Genomic DNA, 21,859 nt, shown 5'->3' on the forward strand with positions numbered 1-21,859 from the left:
AGTGATTTTGACAATTGTCTTTTATCCTGTAGTGGTTCATAAGATGGATAGAGGTGATAGCATCAAATAGCTATTTACATACAGGTTTAAAATAAAAAAACCGTCACCCAATTAAGGATGACGGCTAAAAAACTAATTTAAACTAAGTTATTTCTGGTTTAGTAATGGTAGTGTAGTAGTATTTTCTCCGTCAGTAAGCTGAACGAAATAAGTTCCGTTAGCCTTATTGCTGATGTCCAATGTCACAATTTGCTGACCGTTAGTTTGCTTTTCTATAATAATTCTTCCTGTAACATCTAATACTCTAACAACAGCATTTGATTCATTGTTGGCTAGTTTGATGTTAAAGATTCCATTGGCTGGATTTGGATAAATTACAAAATTAAGTTGATTGGTCTCAAATCCTAATTGTGAACTTACTTCAATGCCATTGATGGTGTATGTACAACCGTTTGCATCCGTAACTGTCACTGAATACGTTCCAGAAACTAAGTTAGTTGGATCTTCAACTGTTGATGAATAACTGTTAGGTCCTGTCCAACTATAAGAGTAAGGTGCAGTTCCGCCAGTAACAGTTAGATTGATTGAACCATCATTTCCTGAAATTTCATCATTGGTAGTGTATGTCCCTGAAATGGCAGTAGGTTCTCCTACTGTTGCACTAACAGATCCTGTACATCCATTAGCATCTTGTACAGTTATTAGGTGAGTACCAGTAGCCAGATTTGTAAATACGTTATTGCTTTGAGGTCCTGCACCAATATTATAAGTATATGGTCCTGTTCCGTTAGTAGGAGTAACATCAATTGATCCATCTGCACCATCAGCACAGCTAACATCAGTAACTACAGTTGTGGATGTAATTCCGGCACCTGTAGAGATGGTTACATTGCTTTCAGTGAATTGACATCCATTTGCATCTTCTACAACCACACAATAATTACCTGTTGGTACAGCTGTGAAAACGTTTGATGCTTGAAATGATGTTCCACAATCAGTGCTATATAAATAAGCAGTTGTTCCCCCAGAGGCATTAACTGTAATACTTGCGTCGTTTGATCCAGGGCATGCTTCATCTTGAGCAGTAACTGTAGCAGTTAATGCTGTTGGTCCTCCTAGCGTAACATCAATTGTATTTGTACAGGCATTATTATCTACTACAGTAATTGTATAAATGCCTGGGGTAAGATTATTGAATGTTCCTGTTCCTTGAGCGCCAGATCCAATATCATATGTAAATGGTGCGTCACCGCCTGTTACATTTACAGTAATTGAACCTGTATTGTCTCCAGAACAAGCTTCTTCTGTAGTTGAAGAACTTAAAGTACCACTACATGGGGTAACAACACAAAAGTTATTTGTTTCTGATGAACCAAAATCTGAATTGGCAGCAACAATACTTGCAAGCGTATCAGAAGTATTATCTTGTGTAATCATATAATCTCCATCAACTGTACATGAAGACCATTGAGAACCATTCATACCATCACCAAAACTGTCATAAATAATAAAATCATAACATCCCGGATCTAAACATAAGTTTTCAATAATTTGTTCTCCTCCACTTACGTCAGAATAAGGTCCACCACTTGCTAAAACTGTAGCATTGATATCTACAATTTCCCAAGTAGTTTCAGATCCCCAGCAATCAGTATTAAGTTCAACTGTAACGGGCTGACCGTTAACAATTGCAAAATAGTTACTGCTTGATGCATCATTTCCAGTGTTTGAATCAGTAGTGCCATTAGGAGATGTAGTAGAAGCGTTAAATGTATGCGCTCCTGCAGTTGTTGTCATGTTAGGTAAAGTTACATCTACACTTGCTCCGGCCGCCAGGTTTCCTGTCCATGCTAAAGTATTGTTTGTACCTCCGTCAATATCAAAATTAATTGTAACAGATGTTAAGGCATTGGTCCCATAATTTCTCAATGTTACAATTGGGTCAAAACTAGAAGAACAAAACGTTCCTACAGGATCTACAATTGCCATGATTCCGGCATCATCCGGCATTGATGGAGCGTTAGGGTCATACCCGTCATTGGTAGTAGTTGATCCACAGCTTCCGGGTGCTAAGTAAGTACTTAATCCTAATCCCCAGGAAACTCCAATTCTTCCATAATAGTCTGGTTGATTATTATCTGTAGTTCCTGAACAAGCAGCTCCACCACCAAACAATTGACCTATGATTCTACCATTTTGATCAAATAAGGGTGAACCAGATGATCCAGGTTCTGTAACACCTTGATCCCAATTCGCAATTTGCCAACAAGCAGCTCCATTCCATGGAGTTTGTGTAAGAGCATTTGCTTCCTGACATATTTTTTTTACGTCTCCTGATGGATGGTGAATACCAGTTCCAGTTGTAACTGTATTAGCATCAGAATTATCCCATCCTGCATAAAATAAATTCCAGTTTTGGGCATCTGTCAGAGTCATATTGTCAATATTTAACAAGGCAAAATCAGATCCGCCGTTATTGGTAAGAACAGTGGCTCCATTTGCAGTTTGATCATAAGGAGGTCCTGGATCCGTACTTCCGGCAGTTGTAGCACAAGACTCAGTGCCCGGAGGGCTTTCCCAGTTAAATCTAAATGCCCAGCTACCTGTGTTACCACCTAAACAGTGATTTGCAGTTAAAAAATAGGGAGTTCCATCATCACATGTATTATTGATTAAAGCACCTGTGCAAATACCACTTCCGCTAACTACGATCATAGCAACTGATCTAATTTGGTCTCCCCAACTTGCGCCTAGAGGACAATTAACATCAATGTTGCAATCTCCTGAAGAGTTTAAAGCTTTTTGAAGCAAATCATTTTGAATGGTTTTTAAACTTCTATAACCATGCACAACGTCAGTAATAGTAAAGCTTCCCTGACCTGATACTTCTGCCGGTTCAAAATATTCAACTATAATTTCTTCACCAATGATCAATTCGGTTCCTAATAGTCCATCATTTCGATTATTTCGGCTTGTATAAGCCCCAACTCTATTAGTTTGATCTTTATCATACAAATACAAATATGCCCCTTTTGGCAGATTAAAATTCTCTAATAAAAGGTTGACAGTTAATGCGTTTGGACATTTTATTCCTAATTGCCAAACTCTGTCTCCATTTGGTAATGTCGTCCAATGACCGCTCGAATTTAGATCATAGCTTACTGCATATTTATAACCAAATCGCCAAGGTTGATCTTTAAATTGGTCATTAACAACATCTTCTGCATCAATTGCTACCTGATCATAACCAGGCATTATTTGTACAGGAACATTTTTTGAGTCAAGTTTACCTTTCCAGGCAATTGGTCCGCCCATATCGGTTACTTGAGCAAATGAATTAACTAGGAAGCCAAGAATGGCCACCATGGAGTAGATTTTCTTCATGAGGTTATTGTTTTTTGAGAATACAAAAATACGCAAAAAAAATCAAAACGCATTTCGAGTTGTTAAAATATAAACAACTAGATTGGGCTAAATCGTTTACTTCAAGACATTGATATGTCCATTTAACAAATAAGATGAGCCATCATCAGCAATTATTTTGCACTTGTAAACATAAACACCATCTTCTACCAAGACATTATTATAGGTTCCATCCCATTGAAAATAGGGGTTATCACTAAAGTAAACTTGTTCACCCCATCTATTGAAAATGTAAAACTCTAATGATGCTGCTCCTATTACACTAACTGAATAAGTGTTGTTGTAGAGGTCTCCGTTTGGAGTAAATGCATTTGGAGCATAAAAATAAAACTCGGGCTTAATAAAAATAGATTTAACCGTGGTGTCAGTGCAACCCAGATAATTGGTAGCAATTAATGTAATGATGTATTCACCATCATTTTCATATAAAGTGTATGGAGCGAAATCTGTTGAAGTTTCTCCATTTCCTAGATCCCAATACCAATTTTCAGCTCCTAAACTATTGTTTCCAAAAGAAATAGGTAGGTTTTCCATTTGAGTATTTGACAACACATAAAAATTAGCTGTTGGTTGTAGAACTTCTACATTAGCGTTTTCAAATATTGAATAAGTTTGACAGGCATCTTGTATTTGTACCAGATAAGAAGTAGTCCAAGCAGGTTGAACCCAGGTATTATTTGTGGTTTCGCCATTGTGGTACCAGTAGTACTCAAAAGGCGGTAGTCCGCCACTTACATCAACTGAAATCAAAGTACTGTCATAAGGACAAACTATATGTTCACTAGCTGTGGCTTGCATTAAAGAAGTTTGTACATCTACTTCAATATTGGCTTCTTTAGTTAAACCACATTGATCTGTAACAACTACTGTATATGAAGTAGTAACAGAAGGACTTATTGTAAAAGCCGGTCCATTGTATACGCTATTGCCGTCAACAAACCATTCATAATTGTAATCTGAAAGACCTCCTGAAGCCTCTGCCGCAATTATTAGATCTGTATATGGACAAAGAATAGAGGTGTCATTAGAAGTTAAAAGTTGTAATTGATATTGAGGAACAATAACTTCAAAATCATCAAAAGCGGTATCTGATTCACATACATCTGATACATATAGTTGATAGATGGTGCTTGACAAGGGAGCTACCAAGATATCTTGATTACTTCCGCCATTTGACCATGAATATTGATATGGTTCTGCACCCCCACTTACGTTTGCTGAAAGCTGAATTTCTTCACCAGGGCATAATGGATTTGATCCTGTTATTTCAGCTACAATAGGGTCACGATTTATAATTGTAAAAATTAATTCATCTTCTCCACAACTCTGATTATCCAGCATGATTGTTATAATGACATCTTCTACATTTTCTGAAGTATAATCTTGATAAGCTTCGATATCAAAGCTCAAAGTTGTTTGACCCGCAGCAAATGTCAATTGATCAGGGATCATTGAATAATCAGTTCCCTCAATTGCTGATCCCTGAACATCCAATAAGATTGTTTCCGCAACATCTGCATATAGAGAACTCCTTTCAATTGTAACAGTTGCTATACCACAGCCTTCTACAATTTCATCATTTGCAGGTAAATTATTGTTGAGGTAATCTGCACTAATATTGATGTCTTTTGAAAAACCTGAGAAATAACCAGCTGCACCAATATTACCATTTAAGTTTAATAGCGCAACTCTAATTGGTTTGTCTGAAACAATTTCTACATCACCCGAATAACCTGACAATTGATAGGTGACATAATCAGGAGTACCCGGTACTGAAAGTCCTCCGCCAATAACATTTCCATTAACTTCAATTACTGCTCCAACATCTGCAACAATATTAATATAGGGTGTACCAATAAATTCAACTGCAGGTATGGTGACTTCTTTTGATCCTGTGCATTTAATTGGAGGTAAAAAGTTGATTCCTGATTGCCTTTCATTGTCATCACTATAGCCATCACCTCCGTTTAATGATTGTGTTACAAAAACGGGTGACGAACTACTCATGTACAAGTTTTTGTTAGCGGAAAACTGTCCTCCACTTATCACATAAAAATCACCTGCGTTAGCAAGATTTGCAGAAGGAGTAGATGATCCATTCAGATAGATGTCTGTATTTGGTTCAGATGCCACAACAAAGGTTTTCTCATTGTCAACTCCGAAGCCTTTAATGAGTACGTATTCATTACCGATATTTTTCTTTGGAACAATTTGATCTATTCCGATATCTCTTCCTTGTAAACTTGAGCCATTATTGCTGGTTCCATCCATAGCATTTCCACCCAACCATGTACCGCAGTTTACAACGATATCCTTATCAGATGTAATGAGTGTTCCATTTAATCCGTTGATATTGTTTGTTGATCCTGATTCATCTATATGTGTGGCCACAACATAGCTTTCACCTGCGTCTAAAGAAACAGTAACACTCTGTGTTGTTAAAGGAGAACCAGATGATATTGTACCTCTGAAAATTACACCCGGATTAATTTCTGAAATATTAACCTGCGTATTATTTTCAGTTGCCATAATACTAAAAGTGTTACTTTTTCCCTGATTGTACCCATAATTATTAGACATGTGTGCAGTTCTGAATTCTTGACCTAATGCAGCTTTTTGACCTTTAGAAGTCAGTGATCCGGCTTGCGCAGTTTCTATAACTCTAATACTAGCATAAAACGGTTCGTTTGCGGTAAGAATTAAGCCTTTTCCAGCTGAAACTGCCGTGTTTAGTTGAGTTTCTGAAACTAAAAATGGAGAACTAGTTCCTATACCAATTTGAGTAGTGCTTGATGAGGCACTTGAAATAGGAATTGTCATTATAAGATTTCCCGCACCATCTTCCACTGTAACGTTAAAGGTATTACTAATTGGAGTTCCCAATACTAAATAATGGGTGCCTAAATCTTCTCTTCCGTAAAGTGGAGGAATGTAATGTTTGGTATCCAGTTGTCCATATGCAGAGCTAAAGCACAATAAGAACATCAGAGCAAAAAGAACATTTTGCAGCTCAAAAAAAATTATGGACAATTTTTGTGACATCAGGTTTATGCTAAACGTAAAAGAATAGCATTGAGTTGATTGGACTAATTTTATTATTAAAAGTTTAAAATTAACCTTTAATAATATCTAAATCAAGGGGATAGAGTTATTTAACAAAGGTAAACTCAACTCTTCTGTTGATTTCTTGACCTTCCGGAGTATCATTAGAGGCCTTAGGTATGCTTTCACCTTTTCCTTCTGCGGCAATTCTACTTGCATCAACTCCTTTTGAAATGATATAGTTTTTCACTGAATTAGCTCTTTTTTGAGAAAGTTCTAAATTATAATCTTCCGGTCCCTGTGAATCAGTATGAGCTTCAATTTTTAAATCAACATTAGGGAATATCAGCATTATCTCAATGATATTTTCAAGATCAGGTAAAGCATCTTTTCTCACATCCCATTTACCTTCATCAAACCTCACATTGTCTAAAACAAAAGAATTGTCAAGAGAAAAATTGGAGATTTTATTTAAATCAATTGATCTAACTACTGCTTCATTATAACCATTTTTCAAAAGGTCTCTCCAGGTAGGGTGGGCCTCTTCAATACTTTCCCAAGCTCCAACCATATATGAATATTGATCCGTTTCTTCTATGTAGTGAATTTTAACTTCTCCATAAGTCTCCATCAGTGTGAATAGGAAATTATCATTTTCCAATTTTTCATCAGTTCTGATAACTTCTATACTGTAAACCATTTTTGAAGAATCATTTTCTTCATCATAGAATTGTTTTTCCTCAACTATTTTAGAGGTGTCCTCTAATACATTTTCAATAGAATTTTGGGCTGCTATTAAGTTGTCTTTATAACAATGAATTGATTTATAAACGCAGCTAATAAATTCTTCTCCGTCTTTTTCGCCTTCAACTGTTAGCTCCATTTGATAATCACCTTCACTTTGAAAGGCATACTTGTTTTTCATGCCTTTTAGGGATTTACCATCATTAAACCTCCACGAATAATTATTAATGGTAACACCCGGAAGATTTGATTCTTCAGCTGTAATTTCAAATTCTTCGCCAATTTTTACGGTATCTGGACAACCAATATAAGGTTGTTCTTCAAAGGCAATTTCCAAGTAGTAATAGCTCTGGTTATAGTAGGTAACATCTACAATAGTGTCAATAATGTCTAAGCTAATTTCGTACCCTCCTTCTCCCGGAAAACAATAGTCAATTGAGATTCCGAGTTTAACATCCTCATTTATTTTCCATTTGTAAACCAAGGCATCAATTTCACCTAATTCTGCAGCATGTTCTTCAGTCAAATTATAACAAAGTACATTAGATACCATTTCAGTACAAATTATCTCTACCTCAGGTTTTACTTTGATTTTCCAAATTTGATCTGCACCAGTTCTATTTGAAGAAAAATAAGCGTCATCTTTGCCTTTTCTTTGCACATATCCAAAATCATCAGCATTAGAATTGATAGGTGAAGACAATAATTTAGACGTTTTGCTTAGCGTGTCATAGTCATAAATATCTAACCCTCCTTTTCCTGGTCTATCACTACTGAAATAGATGTGTTTCCCATTGATTGAAGGGAAGAGTTCATTTTTATCTGAATTAATTCCTGGTCCTGCATTAACTGGTTCAGACCAACCGTTTTCCGTTTTTCTTGAAATCCAAATGTCAAAACCTCCTAATCCTCCTTTTCTATTGGAAGCAAATACCATTGTTGTACCTTTTGCATCTAATCCCGGGTGAGTGTACTGTGCCACAGAATCTACAAAAGGCAAAATTTTTGGTTCACTCCAACCCTCTGAGGTAAATTTAGATTCAAAGAGTCCAAGTGGGTTTTTTTGATAGGTCATTTTTCTCAATTTCATGTTTTTGATGACATTGGTAGAATAAATGGCATATCCTCCATCTGCATCAAAAGAAATTGGGCCGTCATTTAAATGAGTTTTAAAAGCTTCATCTAATCTGCTATACTTTTCATTTTCTCCATTTAACATGTAAAGGTTAGTAGTTAAATGATTTGAACCATCAATAACGGTACTAATTAAACCGTCTTTTTGATCACTGCAAACTACAATCTTATCTCTATAAAACACGGGGCAATAAACATTTCCTTTCAAAGTGGTAGTCAATTGCACTGCTTGCTCTTCTTGCGAAAATGAGATCAGATTAAATAGAATAAAACAATATGTCAAGACATTTTTTACCATCCCAGGTATCTAGGGTTTGCAATTTTAGTTTGATACTTAAAGTTATATCTCAATCCAATTTCATGTGAGCCAAATTGATTTGATCCAATTTTAGTTATTGGCATTCCAAATGAATACATGATGGCAAATTGCTTTGTAGCATTAAATTTAAATAATCCAATTACAGAATCTTCTGTTCTGAAAGAAACTCCAAATTCAAATAAGTCATGTAATTGAGCCATTAAATTAATGTCCACTTGTGGTCTGTTGCCAATATTGTATTTAAGAAGTAGAGATGGTCTTAGTTTATATTTTTTTCTTCCAAATTCAAATTCATATCCTCCTCCCAACATCACGTTATAGTTGTTGAAATCATGGTCAACTATAATTTTATTCCCATCAAATCTGTGAGACAAGAAAAATGGAATTGATAAACTGGCAAAGTATTTTTTTCCGGTTAAACTCACACCAAAACTACAATCAGGTAAAATTCCGAGTGGAGTATCTACCAATAAATTATCTGAATTATCATTTACTGCCAAATTGGAGTAGTTTGATTTGACTAAAGAAACTCCCCCGGTAATTCCAAAAGAAAGTTTCATTTTGGCCATAGGTATTCTATAGGCGTAACTTCCGTAAATTCCTGTATTTCTGTCAACACCTATTTGGTCTGCAAAAAATTGGATTCCCACTGCAGAATTAGTGTTTCTTAAAGGTGAATGAGCGGTAAATGATTGTGTCATTGGAGCTCCATTAATACCTACCCATTGAGCTCTGAAATCTGCAAATAGGCTAAGACTTTCCTGGTTTCCGGTATTAGCCGGATTTAAAGCCACGTCATTGAACATATATTGACTAATTATTGGAGTCAATTGTCCATGTGCATTAAAGCCTAAAAAGCACAGTATGTAGATTAATTTTTTCATCTTTTAATAACCACGTACCCTTTAAAGGTCATGTTATTCGCTGTGATTATATAAAAATAGGTGTCGTCATCAAGTTTTTTTCCGTTGTTGTCTAAACCGTCCCAGTTATTTTGATAATTATTTGCTGAATAAACTATTTGTCCCCAACGGTTATATATTTCAACTGTATTTTCTAATAGATCAATTCCATTAATTAAAAACACATCATTTTGCCCATCATTATTAGGCGTAACCGCTTCCGGAATAAAAAGACTTGTCACAATCAAATTAACTTCATCAGTTTCCACAGGACACGGTCCATTAGTAACAGTCCAAAGCAGGGTAGTGGTACCGTTTTGTAAATCACTGATATAAGCCAATGGATCATTTATATCGTCAATGTTTGCATTCCCTTCTGAAAAACTCCAAACACCAATTGCCGGTGATGGATCTATTGCCTCTAAATCTGTATCATATTTAAAGAATAGGGTTTGATCTGGTCCTGCATTTGCCGCAACCGGATCAAAAATGTAAATATCTACAGTGCTGCTGTCATAACATGTACCAGTTGTGGCATATTGAATTGTGTAAGGACCTCCAGCTGTACTTGCACCTAAATCAATTTGACCACTTGATGCATTTAATGATATTTCTGTATTTGAGCTTGTGAAAACTCCGCCTGTTGTACCATTTAATGTAGCATTTACAACAGATGACGTACTACAAAATGCGGTATCACCATAATTAAATGAAGGATCATCTAATGCATTAATTGTAAGGTATAATGTATCAGCATTTGGACATACAGGTCCGGGTGAATTATATATAATTTGTAATGAAGTTCCAGGATTTGTTGCGTCCAAATCTATTTCACCTGTTCCGGAATCTACAAATACAACTGCACCACTAAAAGTTCCGCCTGGAGTATTGACAGTTGGTACAGGATCCGTTTCATTACTACAATAGGATGTGGTAGTATAATTAAATCCGGCATCTTCTAGCGCAGCTATTGAAACTTGAAAATCGGTAGAATTTGGACAGTCAGGTCCCGGTGTGGTATAAGTTATTGTGTAAGGTCCGCCAACGGTGCTGCCAGCAATGTCAATTTCTCCGGTAGAAGTATTGGCTAAAACTAATCCTGCAGAACTACTAAAAGTTCCTCCAGCTGTCCCTATTATGTTAGCTATAGGGTTACTATCTCCAGTACAATACAATGTATTGCCGTAATCAAATGAAGGATCATCCTCTGCATTAATGGTTACATCAAAAGTTCCTACGTTTGGACAGTCAGGTCCTGGAGTTGTATAGGTAATTGTGTATGGTCCTCCGCTTAAAGAATTTGTTAAATCTACTTCTCCTGTAGTACTACTTACAAAAGTGATTTCTGCTGCTCCTCCATATGTACCGCCCGCCGTTCCACTTATTGTAGGTATTGGATTTGCATCTCCCTGGCAATAAGCTGCCGAAGCATATGAGAATGAAGGGTCATCTTCTGTTAAAATATTGAATTGTACTGAGTCAGTATTTGGGCAAATACCAGCTGTTGTATAAACTGCATAATAGTTTCCTACTGTACTGGCAACAATATCTACTTCACCGGTACTACTGTTTATAGATAGGTTAGCTGTAATTTCGCTAAATGTCCCCCCAGGAGTTGTGACTGAAACAACTGTCGCGTTAGCATCTGCCGCACAGTGATCAATTGTCGCATAGTTAAATGCCGGATCATCCTCAGCGTTAATTGTTATTTGGACAGAATCTGCATTAATACAATTTGGCCCCGGCGTGGTATAAGTAATATAATAAGGTCCTCCAGCCGTAGATGCCGCTAAATCAATCTCTCCTGTTGTAATACTTACAAAAACAATTTCTGCCGGACCTGTAAATGTTCCGCCAGGGGTTCCTGTAACTGTTGCCACAGGATTGGCGTCATTTTGACAATACGCAGCTGCAGGATAAGTAAAAGCCGGATCTTCTTGTGGATAAATATTAACAGCTACAACTGAATCAAAAGGACATAATCCTACCGTATAAGTGATGTTATATGGACCACCAATTGTAGAGGCAGTAAGGTCTATTTCTCCAGTTGGAGAAGAGGCTCCATCTGTAAAAACTATACCAGGGTCTGCCGTAAAGATTCCTCCACTTGTGGTAACACTATCCGGTAAAGCATTTGGATCTGCATTACAAAGAGCATTGGATTGGTATGAAAAGAAAGGGTTATCATCTTGTAAGATAAAATCATTCGAGTTCCCAACATCAAAAACATATGTTTGTGGCTCACCATCCTTTCCACCATCATCTCCAATGGCAATTCCAATATTTAATCCTTCACTATTTGCGCAAGCAGAAGTTATATCTGCATCAAAACAAAAATTGGAATATAGCTGACAGTTATACGGACCAGTATTTCCATCTCCCCAAGGTTCACCTGAGTTATGTGCAAATTCCCATAAAATTGTGTTGGTACCTAAATTATAAGTTGCAGACCAATCTCCGTTTACGTCAAAATAACCATTGTTTCCAGGTGGATTATCAGGAGTTAAGGTTGTGATATTAATATTTTCGTAGCAGTCTCCCAATTGCATACTAATAGAATCTACCCATTGCCAATCATCTAAATTGGCTAAATACATGTCATGGCAAATAGTTACTGATTCACAAGGTTGCATGGTTAAATCAATCAAAGATCCATTAACTGATGGGACAATTCCGTCTCCGTCAGGATCATCAGTAACGTTACATGTACCGTCGAATTCAACCCCAGAAGATGTGCAGAAAAATGAAATATCATAACTGTCAATGTGATCAACTTGAGCATCTACAACAATGTAATAGGTACCAGGACCGTCTGCAATGAAGGTTAAATAATTTGAATTGTTTGAGAATTCACCAGTAGCAATATTAAAACTGTCAATTTGAGAACAATTTAGGTTTGTAGGGCAATCTGATCCTAAGAAGTATACATAGGCATACGGGTCATTTGAATCAGATGCATTTTCCATTTTTACTTGTAAAAAGTGATTGTTAGCATCTACATAAACCTGATATATTCTTTCTTCACCATTTGTAACAACTGGTGAACATGAGAAAGATGAATAATTGTTATTGTCTCCAAGAGTGGTTTCGCCTACGAATTGGTCTCCACATTCTGCAACCACTGGATTGTTGTTTGAAATCACTACAAAATCAAATAGACATACATCAGTGTTTCCTGTTCCGTCGGTAACTTTTAGTAATACTTCTTGACTACCTGCATTGATAATGGTAGACGGGTTAGGTGATTGAAAAAAAGTTAATCCTGCTGAGCAACCGTCATTAACAACCAAACCTGAAATGTAATTTGGAAGAATTTGATTACACGCTATAAGTGATGTGAGTGTGTCATTATTGGGACAGTTGGTGATTTGAGGTCCACATACCGGGATATCTGTACACTGAAAACTTGCCACAAAGAAATCTCTTAAGCCTTTCCATTGAATTTCAGCTATTGGTTGAGTTCCTACAAAGAAATCGCTATTAAAATGACCACCATAACTTGTGCGAGTTCCATTGCTGTGGATAGCTTTAGCTAGTTCATCATCTGCTCCTATGTCTTTAAAAACCCAGTTTAATGTTCCAACATTATCATATGAAGCTACAAATAGATCTTTATTAAAAGCGTGGAGCATGGTTGTGCCACCAAAGTCAACAGAATCCTCAAATTGACCACAAAATTGTATATCTGAACAACTTGCATCTGTTGTTATTCCGAATCCTTCATCCATTCCAGGACCTCCATCACTCCATTTGGTTTGAATTACTCCTGAGGTATTGTAGATAGCAATGAAAGCATCTTTTTGTCCAACTGTATAGATAGTATCATTATATGTTAATGCTCCAGTTGATGGGCTTTCAACAAATGTACATACGTCGTAACAACCACCTGTAATATATAATGAAGATGAGGAATAAAAAATATCGTTTGAAGTTGTATTTCCGTTGGCCGATCCTGCGGATGTAGCCCAGTTAACGTTACCATTGGTTTTATCAAAAGAAGTTATCCAAATTCCTTCATTTCCATAAGCGGGTAAATCATAATCAGGTGAAGCGGTGAATGTACAAACAGCATTACCATAAGTTCCGGTTGCATACAAGTTGGTACCATCAGTTGTAATAGAGCTGGCTAAATCAGCTGAAGTTCCTCCATGAGAAACTGCGTATGAAAAACCTGCAAAAGCAGAGTCTATTCTTGCTACAAAAATATCACTTTGACCTGCTGTAGCCGGAAGTGTTGGACCTCCGTTTAAGGTAAGTGCTCCCTGGTGTGTTCCGGTAATGTAGACGAAATCACCATCTCCGGTAACGGCTGCACCACGACTCTTACCTGTGCTTAAAGGAGTTGCACCAGTGAGGTGAATTGGTATACCTGCAGGAGATATTTTTAATAAAAATAACCCTTCATTTGAAGAAGAAGGTAGTGATAATCCGGCAAAACTTAAAATAGTATGATTGTGATATCCGGTAACATAAACTGCGCCTATTGCATCTACAAAAATAGATTTGGCAAATGATTGGTTATTACCATTAGATTGTAAAGCCCAAACAGGGTTTCCATTTACATCATATTTGGCAACGAATACTTGACTTGCTTCTCCAGAGTAAAGATTGTCAGAACCAATAGATAAGGGACCTCTAAAGGTTCCGCAGATATATGTGTTACCTGAAGCGTCTACAAAAACATCTTCAACATAATCTTTGAAATTGGCACCCAAAGTTGCGTTAGCAGCCCAATCAACAGGTGGTTGAGCAGAGGCAGGTACGCTCCACAAGAGAACACTTATTATGGTAAGTATAAATAAACGCATCTTCAAAAACCTCAATAGAGATTCAATTTAAATACTGGTTTAACGTTCTTTTGGTTTCAAGAAAATCACTTTATTTTCTGATTACCCCTTATTAAGTAATGTACTGCTAATTACCCTTCCCCAAAGGAGTATTTGCTATCACTGATAGTGATATTAAATGTTTTGGGTAGCAGCAGTGCATCAGACTATGAAAATAACGAAAATTATGTATGAAAAGTTGAGCCGAGATTAAAAATCAGGAATTTTCCGGGTCAAAAGGTTTAGGTTTTAAGGTAATCATGTCCCCTAAAAGTGCTGCAAAATCATTTCCGGTTTCTTCCATTTCAATATCATCTTCATCAAAAGCCCAAATAACACTAATTTGTTTTTGATCCTTGAGTTTTTCAAGATTAAGAAGCATGTCAATGATAATTTTGGAAGTTGCCGTATTGAAATATTCAAGTTCAAGATAAACGTCAATATTAGAAACATCAGAAGCGAATAGTTCCAAAAGCCAATCTCTGAATGATAGGTAAAAATCTTTAGCGTCTTCAGGTAAACTGCGTCCAATAATTTCGATCTTACCTGTATCGAGCGATCCTGATATCATTGGGGTTCTATGTGTAGCTTCTCTGAAAAATTCAGCCATTTTGCGATTATCGACTTTTTAGATGAAAATGTATTTAATCCAGTTTATCTACTTCGTGTAGATTGATGGTGCATTTCATTGTCTCCTGGTAATGCTCTCCAATTTCTTTCATTTCAAGATCATCCATTTCGTAGTACCAATCAATTTGCACAACGGTTTTTAAACCAATCAGTTCATCTAAAAGCATCAGCATTCTTGTGATAACAACAGTAGAACTACTGTTCATATACATAAGGCTAATTTTTACTTGGGTTTTAGGAGCTGGATCGGCGGCATACTCTGTAAGCCAACGATTAAAATTCCAATAAAACTCTTTGGTGTTTTCAGGAATGGATATACCAGATATTTCAATCAGACCACTTTTTTTGTCCAATCGAATATATGGAGTTTTCTTAGTTGCTTCAATTACAACAACATCCCCTTCGTAATTTGCATCTGAACTCATCAAAGGCGAATATAGTTAATATTCGGATTTAATGGTATAAATCAGATGAATTTAGCTTGTTTTTTTATTAACCAAAAAGTTGATTAAGGTTGCTGTCGAAAGGAGCTTCATATTGTTTAATAAGACCTTCAACGTGATCTAACAATAAGATATCCTTTCTAAAATACTTAGTAACACCTCTTTTATAGGCAGTATCAACAACCTCAACATCATTTTGATCTGACACCATAACTATTTCGCAGTCTGGTAAAGCTTGTCTAATAATTGGGATTGAATCTAGGCCTGTTCGTCCTTTTAAATTATGTTCGATAAGAACTAGTTGAGGATTGTCATAAGGCATGTTGATGCTGGCTTCGTCAAAATTGCTAAAGTGGACAATATCATAATTGCCACTTTTGTTCAATTTTTGGATGAATGTTCGTGCAAAAAAATAATCGCCGTCTACAACATAAATTTTTTTAATTCTCATTAGTTCTCCGCGCTAATCTAAATAGTAGTCCATAGTTTACCCTCTATAAAGTTAGGTAAATCACGGATGAGCTGAAGGAGCTATTCGATAATTGGTATAAAAAAACCGATTAGTTGCCCTGAATGAAGGAAGATCGTTTTTCGATTATTTCATTGATTGCCAGTTCCAGTCTTTCTAGAAAGTATTCTCTTTCTCTTTCTGTTGCCTCGCGGTTATCCAATTTCTCCCCTATAATGTGTAATTGAACAAAATCAAACATCATAAAGGAAGGCAATAATTTGTGGGCAATTGACTTCATACTATCCACATCATTATTATTAAGGGCTTTTTCAAATTGAATTTTGTCCTTATTTGCCTGTTCAATGAAAATGTCAAAAAGAGAAATGGCAAATTCTTCATCTCCTTTGGCAAGATTCAATAAACCTGGCATATTTAGTTTTTTCCATTTTGGATCTAACTGATCTTTTTTGATTTCTGCTTTAAATGAAAATTGCTTTTGAAGTTCCTTTATAATATCATCAATTTTGAATGGTTTTGGAATAAATCCATTCATTCCGGCATCAAGACATTTGTTTTGTTCTTCCTCTAGGACATGAGCAGACATTGCAATAATAGGTACCTGGCTAAATTTTCTTATTTCTTTTGTTGCTTCGTATCCATCTAAAATAGGCATCTGTAAGTCCATGAATACCACATCAGGATTATGTTCTTTAACAGCATCAATACCTTCGCTACCATTTTTTGCAACGTGATATACCACACCTAATTCATCCAATATTTTAGTTGCAAGTTTTACGTTTACAGGATTATCTTCACATATAACTACATGAAGTTCATCAGTAATTAATTCCTTTTTAGATTCGGTTTTAGACTCGTTTTTAACAATTGCATTTCCAATTTTTAAAGGAAGCAACACTTCAAATTCAGAGCCTTCTCCTTCCTCAGATCTGGCACTAATGGAGCCTCCCATCAGTTGGCAAAGCTGACTTACAATTGATAATCCTAATCCTGTCCCTTTTTGTTTTCTCTGCAAACTAGAATCTACTTGGCTAAAGTTTTCAAAGATGGTTGCAATCTCTTTTTCAGGAATACCAATTCCGGTATCTTTTATGATGAACTTGATCATCTCCTGATCTTTTTCTACTGTTTTATTGATTTTTAAACTAACCTCTCCTTTTTCAGTGAATTTGATGGCATTACCAATAAGGTTATTTAATATTTGAGTAAGTCTGATATCATCAAGTTCTAGAAATTCAGGAATGTTTGAAGAAAATTGTAGACTTAAGTCTATTTGCTTCTCATCTGCTTTGTGTTGATGTAATCTCAGCACCTTTTTAATGGTGTCCATCACCTCAAATACTCTTGGACGCAGTTCTAATTTTCCTGCTTCTATTTTTGTTAAGTCTAATATGTCATTTATAATTACCAAAAGATCTTGCCCTGAATTGCTAATAATATCTACATACTCTCTTTGTTCATCCGATAAACTGGTGTTTTTTAGAAGGTCTGCAAATCCAAGCATGGCATTCATTGGTGTACGAATTTCATGACTCATATTGGCTAAAAACAGAGATTTGAATTCTGCAGATTTTTCAGCTAATTCTCTTGCTTCATTCAATTTTTTCTCTGTTTCAATTCTAGCAGAAATGTCATAAAGGAAAGTAAGGTCACATGGTTCGTCGTTGTAAAAAATTTCAGTAATTGAAAGTTGAACGGGAATGTCTTCCTGGTCTTTAGTGACGATATGGCTGTCCATGTGGTCAATTTTACCTTTGCGATAACTTTCTAAGTCTTTTTGATAATTATCAATCCTACTCTTTGATATTAGATCAAAGAAATTCATGTCTTTTAATTCATCAACCGTAAAGTTGAATAACCTACTACATGCAAGGTTAAGGTCTACTATTTTATTTGTAGCAGTTGAAGTAAGCAAGATTGGAACCTCACTACCGGTAAATACAGATCTGAAATTCCTTTCGTTTTCTCTGATTTTTGCCTCTGCTAATTCTCTTTCAGTAACATTTCTAACAACAAAAGAAGTTCCTACTGTTACTTCTCCTGACTTTATGGGAGTACATGCTGTTTCTAAATAGATTAGTTGTTCTTTTTGATGGAACTGATCTACCGAGATTACACTTTGACCATTTAACGCTTTTTGGTTGAGTGGCTCCCATTTTTCAATTAGGAAGTCATCTATGTGTTTAAAAAATGTATCTCCTAACGAAGGTGATTTACCAAAGTCTTTAAAATAATCTTTGGCTTTTGCATTGATGATAAGAAGTTTTCCTTTTTCATCTAATGACCAAATACCATCAGTAATATTGTCCAGGATGGTTCTCGTATTGGCGTAAATTCCATCAAGCCTTTTTTCTAAGTCTTGGCGCAATTTATTTTCCTTTGAGTATCTGATTGCTTCTTTAAAGCTGTCTTCTAGTATAATAGAATTTAAATAGTCACAATCAAGGATATCAAACGCGCCATTTTTTAGGGCAGTACGAGTAATTTCATGGCTGGGACTTTTTTCTGTTAAGATGACCGGAATTCCTTCAATCAAACTTTCCTTGTCAAGCAGGTTTAAGGCACTTTCATCTCCAATAGTTAACTCAGAAAGTATTATTTCATAATCGTTATTTCTGAGTTCATCTTCTGCAGATTTAAATGAAGCAACTTCATTGAAACTAACCGCAAGGTTGAAGTTTGTTGACAAATCTTGAAGTTTGACAAAGTTTTTGTGATTGCCTATGTATAGAATTCGGATCATTTGGAAATGAAAATTTAAGCATTTAAAGTGAAATTAAAACACTATTCCTATCATAAGTACGTCATCAATTTGCTCATGATCACCTTTCCAGTTTTCGAATTTGTTTTTCATTATTTCACCGTAATCTTCCGGATTTTCTCCACTCAAATCTTCAATATACTCCTTAACACTCATTAGTTTTAATTTTCTTCCGTCTTCTCCTCCAAATTGATCTGGATACCCATCAGAGAATAAGAATAAGGCATCTCCTTTTTTCATTTGAAAACGTTGTAAACTAAAGTCTTTTTGATCAATTTCACCCCCACCGATTGGTCTTTTATCTCCTGAAATAAAGCTAACTTTTCCATCTTGTCTTATAATAGAATGACGTTTGGCTGATGATAATAAAACTTCGTAAGTAGAAAGGTTAATTTCAATTAAGGTCATGTCCATTCCATCTCTTGATTTGAAGAATTCATCTTCATCATTTATTCCACTTTCCTTTTGATGAAGGATTTTTTGTACTTCTTCATCCAGTATATCTAACACTTCATCAGGTGTTAACCATGATTGTGATGTTTCCATCAATTTGTAGATATTACGCAAAGTTGTGGATCCAATCATACTCATAAATCCTCCAGGAACTCCATGTCCTGTACAATCCACACAAGCAATGATAATTCGGTCATCATACTCTCTGATAAAGTAAAAATCACCACTAACAATATCCCTAGGCTTAAAGTAGATAAATGAGTAAGGGAAAAGTTCTAAAAAGTATTCAGTATGAGGTAAAATAGATGACTGAATACGCTTAGCATAATTAATACTAGCAGTCAAATCCTTATTAATTTCTTGAATAATTGATGCTTTTTCAACTACCTCTTTGGTCTTAATAGCGAGCTGCTCTTCTAAATAGATTTGATTTGCCTGTAGCCTTTTTGTTCTGATTCGTACAATAAGTATCATCAGTACTATCATGGCTACTATTACAATTAAGTAGAACCATACTTTTTTCCAAAATGGTTTTGCAATAGTGATGGATATTCTCGCCGGCTCTTCTGAACATAATCCATCTTCATTACAGGCAATAACTTCAAAAGTGTATTCACCATCTGCAAGTCTACCATATGTTGCGGTAGCTTCTTTTGAAAAGTTTGAAAACACTTCGTCATATCCCACCAATTTATATTGGTATTTTACTTTGTCCGGGTTTTTGAAACTTATTCCCACAAAATCAAAAACTACTCGGTAATTGTCATAAGGTAAGGTTATATTCTCCTTAATAGAATATACCTTGTCACCAATGGTTACCTTAAGTAAATTTATAACCGGGGGAACTGCTTTTCTTCGGTCTTTTGAGGGGTCGTATTTGATAGCTCCTCCATCAGTTCCAAACCACAAATAACCTCTTTTATCAGTAAATGTGGCTCTATTATTTATTTGATCGTCTATTCCTGATTTATGGTCATAAATATCAACTTTTCCTGTTTTTACATTTAGCTTACTTAATCCACCTCTATGACCTATCCAAACATATCCGTTAGCATCTTCAGCTATGGCATAACAATAATTAGATTTTAAACCTTCATTCATGCTATAATGAGAAAGTTCATCTTTTGTTTTTCTAAATATTCCGTTTTCAGAAGTAGCAATCCAAATGTCTCCATTTTTGCTTTCAGCTATGTCAATTACCTCTAATTCACCCGCATTTGTCAATTCAAATTGGGTGAGTTCCATGTTCTGAATAGCGTAAACATAACGACTATGTGTTCCCATCCAAATTGCTCCATCTCTAGACTTAATTACAGTTTGAATTGAGTTGTGGGCAAGTCCGGATTCAGTATCAAAAAGTGAGGTTGATCCATTTTCAGGATAATATAAGATCAACCCTCCTTCAGTAGCAATCCAAACATTGTATTTGTCTCCGGTAATTTGATTGACCCTATTTTGCAAACTTCCATAATCCCAACTCAATTTTGCCATTTTATTGGTTCTCAGGTCGAAGTAATAAACTCCTTTTGTCGCCGTACCAATCCATAAAACAGAATCAATCTGATACAAACTTGTTACATTGGCATTTATAAATCCGTTGCTACTATTGTAAAAAGTCCATCCTGAATCTAATTCACTGTTGATTCTAATTAATCCATTTTCAACTCCGTACCATTTATTATCCTCATCCACCCAAATTGATGAAACACTGTTGCCAAATTTTGAAGGATCGTGTTCATAAAAAGTAAAGAAATCATCTATAAGGTTGCTTAATCCTTGTCCAAAAGTTCCCACCCAAATATTTCCTTCTCTGTCTTGAAATACTGAATGAACATAATCACTTGACATTCCGGTTGAAGTATTGTATTCAGTTACCTCAAATTCAGAGTTTCCTAGTGTATCTGCATGTAATTTGATTAGCCCATTTCCATTGGTGCCTAACCAAATGTTCATTTGATTATCCTCAATGATCGTTTGAATTTGAAATTCACTTAAGTCATATTCGCTATCCCATGTTTGAAATTGTAATATACCCTGATTTAATCTTGTTTTGAATATCTCACCTTCTTGTAGAGAAAGTAAATAAACACCTTGAGTTTTTGAGGGTGAAATGTCCGTGATCCAGCTGCCTTCTTTGTATAGCTTTTTGAGTTCCCACTTTTGATTGTTTTTAACTAAATGTCCAAGTCCGTCAGCAGTTCCTACCAATATATTGTTTTCATCAACACATTGAATGGAGCTGAACATGCTGAGGTCAAAGTCTCCAATTTTTACAATACTTCCATCAACAATTTTAAATAAACCATCATTTTGACCAACACCATATATTTCATTGTTTACGCCATGAATATCATTGATTTGACTTTGAAGAGTGTCTTTACCAATTATTGAAGTGAAGCTTTCATTGTCGTATTTTGAAATGGCGCCTCCAACATGTCCAAACCACTGATTGAAAGATTCATCTGTAAATGAACAAGTGATTACTTCTTCTGCCAATCCATCTTTGAGTGTGTAAGTTTCAAATCGTTTACCGTCAAACTTGCATAAGCCTTCTCCTGTACCTACCCACAAGTATCCTTTGGGGTCCTGGTTAATTGAATAAATAAAGTTCTGAGAAATTCCATCCTCCGTTGTATACTGATTAAACCTAAATGTCTGTGCAGACAAAGGCTTAATTAGTACTAAGAAAAAGACTAATAATGTTAGATGGATT

General features: G+C 35.7%; 10 protein-coding genes. All 10 read right to left on the reverse strand.

Going from position 1 to position 21,859, the window contains the following annotated elements; all coding sequences use genetic code 11:
* Positions 1-147 precede the first annotated feature (147 nt).
* The 10 genes from K6119_RS15515 to K6119_RS15560 all read right to left on the reverse strand — a co-directional run bounded on the left by K6119_RS15515 (position 148) and on the right by K6119_RS15560 (position 21,813).
* Positions 148-3,384, reverse strand: a complete 3,237-nt coding sequence (locus tag K6119_RS15515; protein ID WP_221833134.1) for a T9SS type A sorting domain-containing protein — start codon at positions 3,382-3,384, stop codon at positions 148-150.
* Positions 3,385-3,480: 96 nt separating this feature from the next.
* On the reverse strand, positions 3,481-6,453 hold the full coding sequence (locus K6119_RS15520; protein WP_221833135.1) for a T9SS type B sorting domain-containing protein: 2,973 nt from the start codon (positions 6,451-6,453) through the stop codon (positions 3,481-3,483).
* Between the two features lie 118 nt (positions 6,454-6,571).
* Positions 6,572-8,641, reverse strand: a complete 2,070-nt coding sequence (locus K6119_RS15525; RefSeq protein WP_221833136.1) for an OmpA family protein — start codon at positions 8,639-8,641, stop codon at positions 6,572-6,574.
* Positions 8,635-9,546 carry a PorP/SprF family type IX secretion system membrane protein gene (locus tag K6119_RS15530; protein WP_221833137.1) on the reverse strand — a complete coding sequence of 304 codons (912 nt, stop codon included), beginning with the start codon at positions 9,544-9,546 and terminating at the stop codon, positions 8,635-8,637. Before K6119_RS15530 ends, K6119_RS15525 begins: the two co-directional genes overlap by 7 nt.
* On the reverse strand, positions 9,543-14,372 hold the full coding sequence (locus K6119_RS15535; RefSeq protein WP_221833139.1) for a gliding motility-associated C-terminal domain-containing protein: 4,830 nt from the start codon (positions 14,370-14,372) through the stop codon (positions 9,543-9,545). The genes K6119_RS15530 and K6119_RS15535 overlap by 4 nt, the downstream gene beginning before the upstream one ends.
* 235 nt (positions 14,373-14,607) lie before the next feature.
* Positions 14,608-15,000, reverse strand: coding sequence for a DUF1987 domain-containing protein (locus tag K6119_RS15540; protein WP_221833141.1), 393 nt, complete (start codon positions 14,998-15,000; stop codon positions 14,608-14,610).
* A gap of 34 nt (positions 15,001-15,034) precedes the next feature.
* Positions 15,035-15,445: a DUF1987 domain-containing protein gene (locus K6119_RS15545; protein WP_221833143.1), complete on the reverse strand. Its 411-nt coding sequence runs from the start codon at positions 15,443-15,445 to the stop codon at positions 15,035-15,037.
* Positions 15,446-15,512: 67 nt separating this feature from the next.
* Entirely contained in the window at positions 15,513-15,914 is a 402-nt protein-coding gene (locus K6119_RS15550) for a response regulator (RefSeq protein ID WP_221833145.1), read from the reverse strand.
* A gap of 109 nt (positions 15,915-16,023) precedes the next feature.
* A complete protein-coding gene (locus K6119_RS15555) occupies positions 16,024-18,675 on the reverse strand; it encodes a response regulator (protein ID WP_221833146.1) in 2,652 nt (883 codons plus the stop codon).
* Between the two features lie 33 nt (positions 18,676-18,708).
* The gene (locus K6119_RS15560; protein ID WP_221833147.1) at positions 18,709-21,813 is read right to left on the reverse strand and encodes a ligand-binding sensor domain-containing protein; all 3,105 of its coding nucleotides are present in this window, start codon (positions 21,811-21,813) and stop codon (positions 18,709-18,711) included.
* Positions 21,814-21,859: the final 46 nt, after the last annotated feature.

Source organism: Paracrocinitomix mangrovi, from assembly GCF_019740355.2.
Taxonomy (GTDB): domain Bacteria; phylum Bacteroidota; class Bacteroidia; order Flavobacteriales_D; family Crocinitomicaceae; genus Paracrocinitomix; species Paracrocinitomix mangrovi.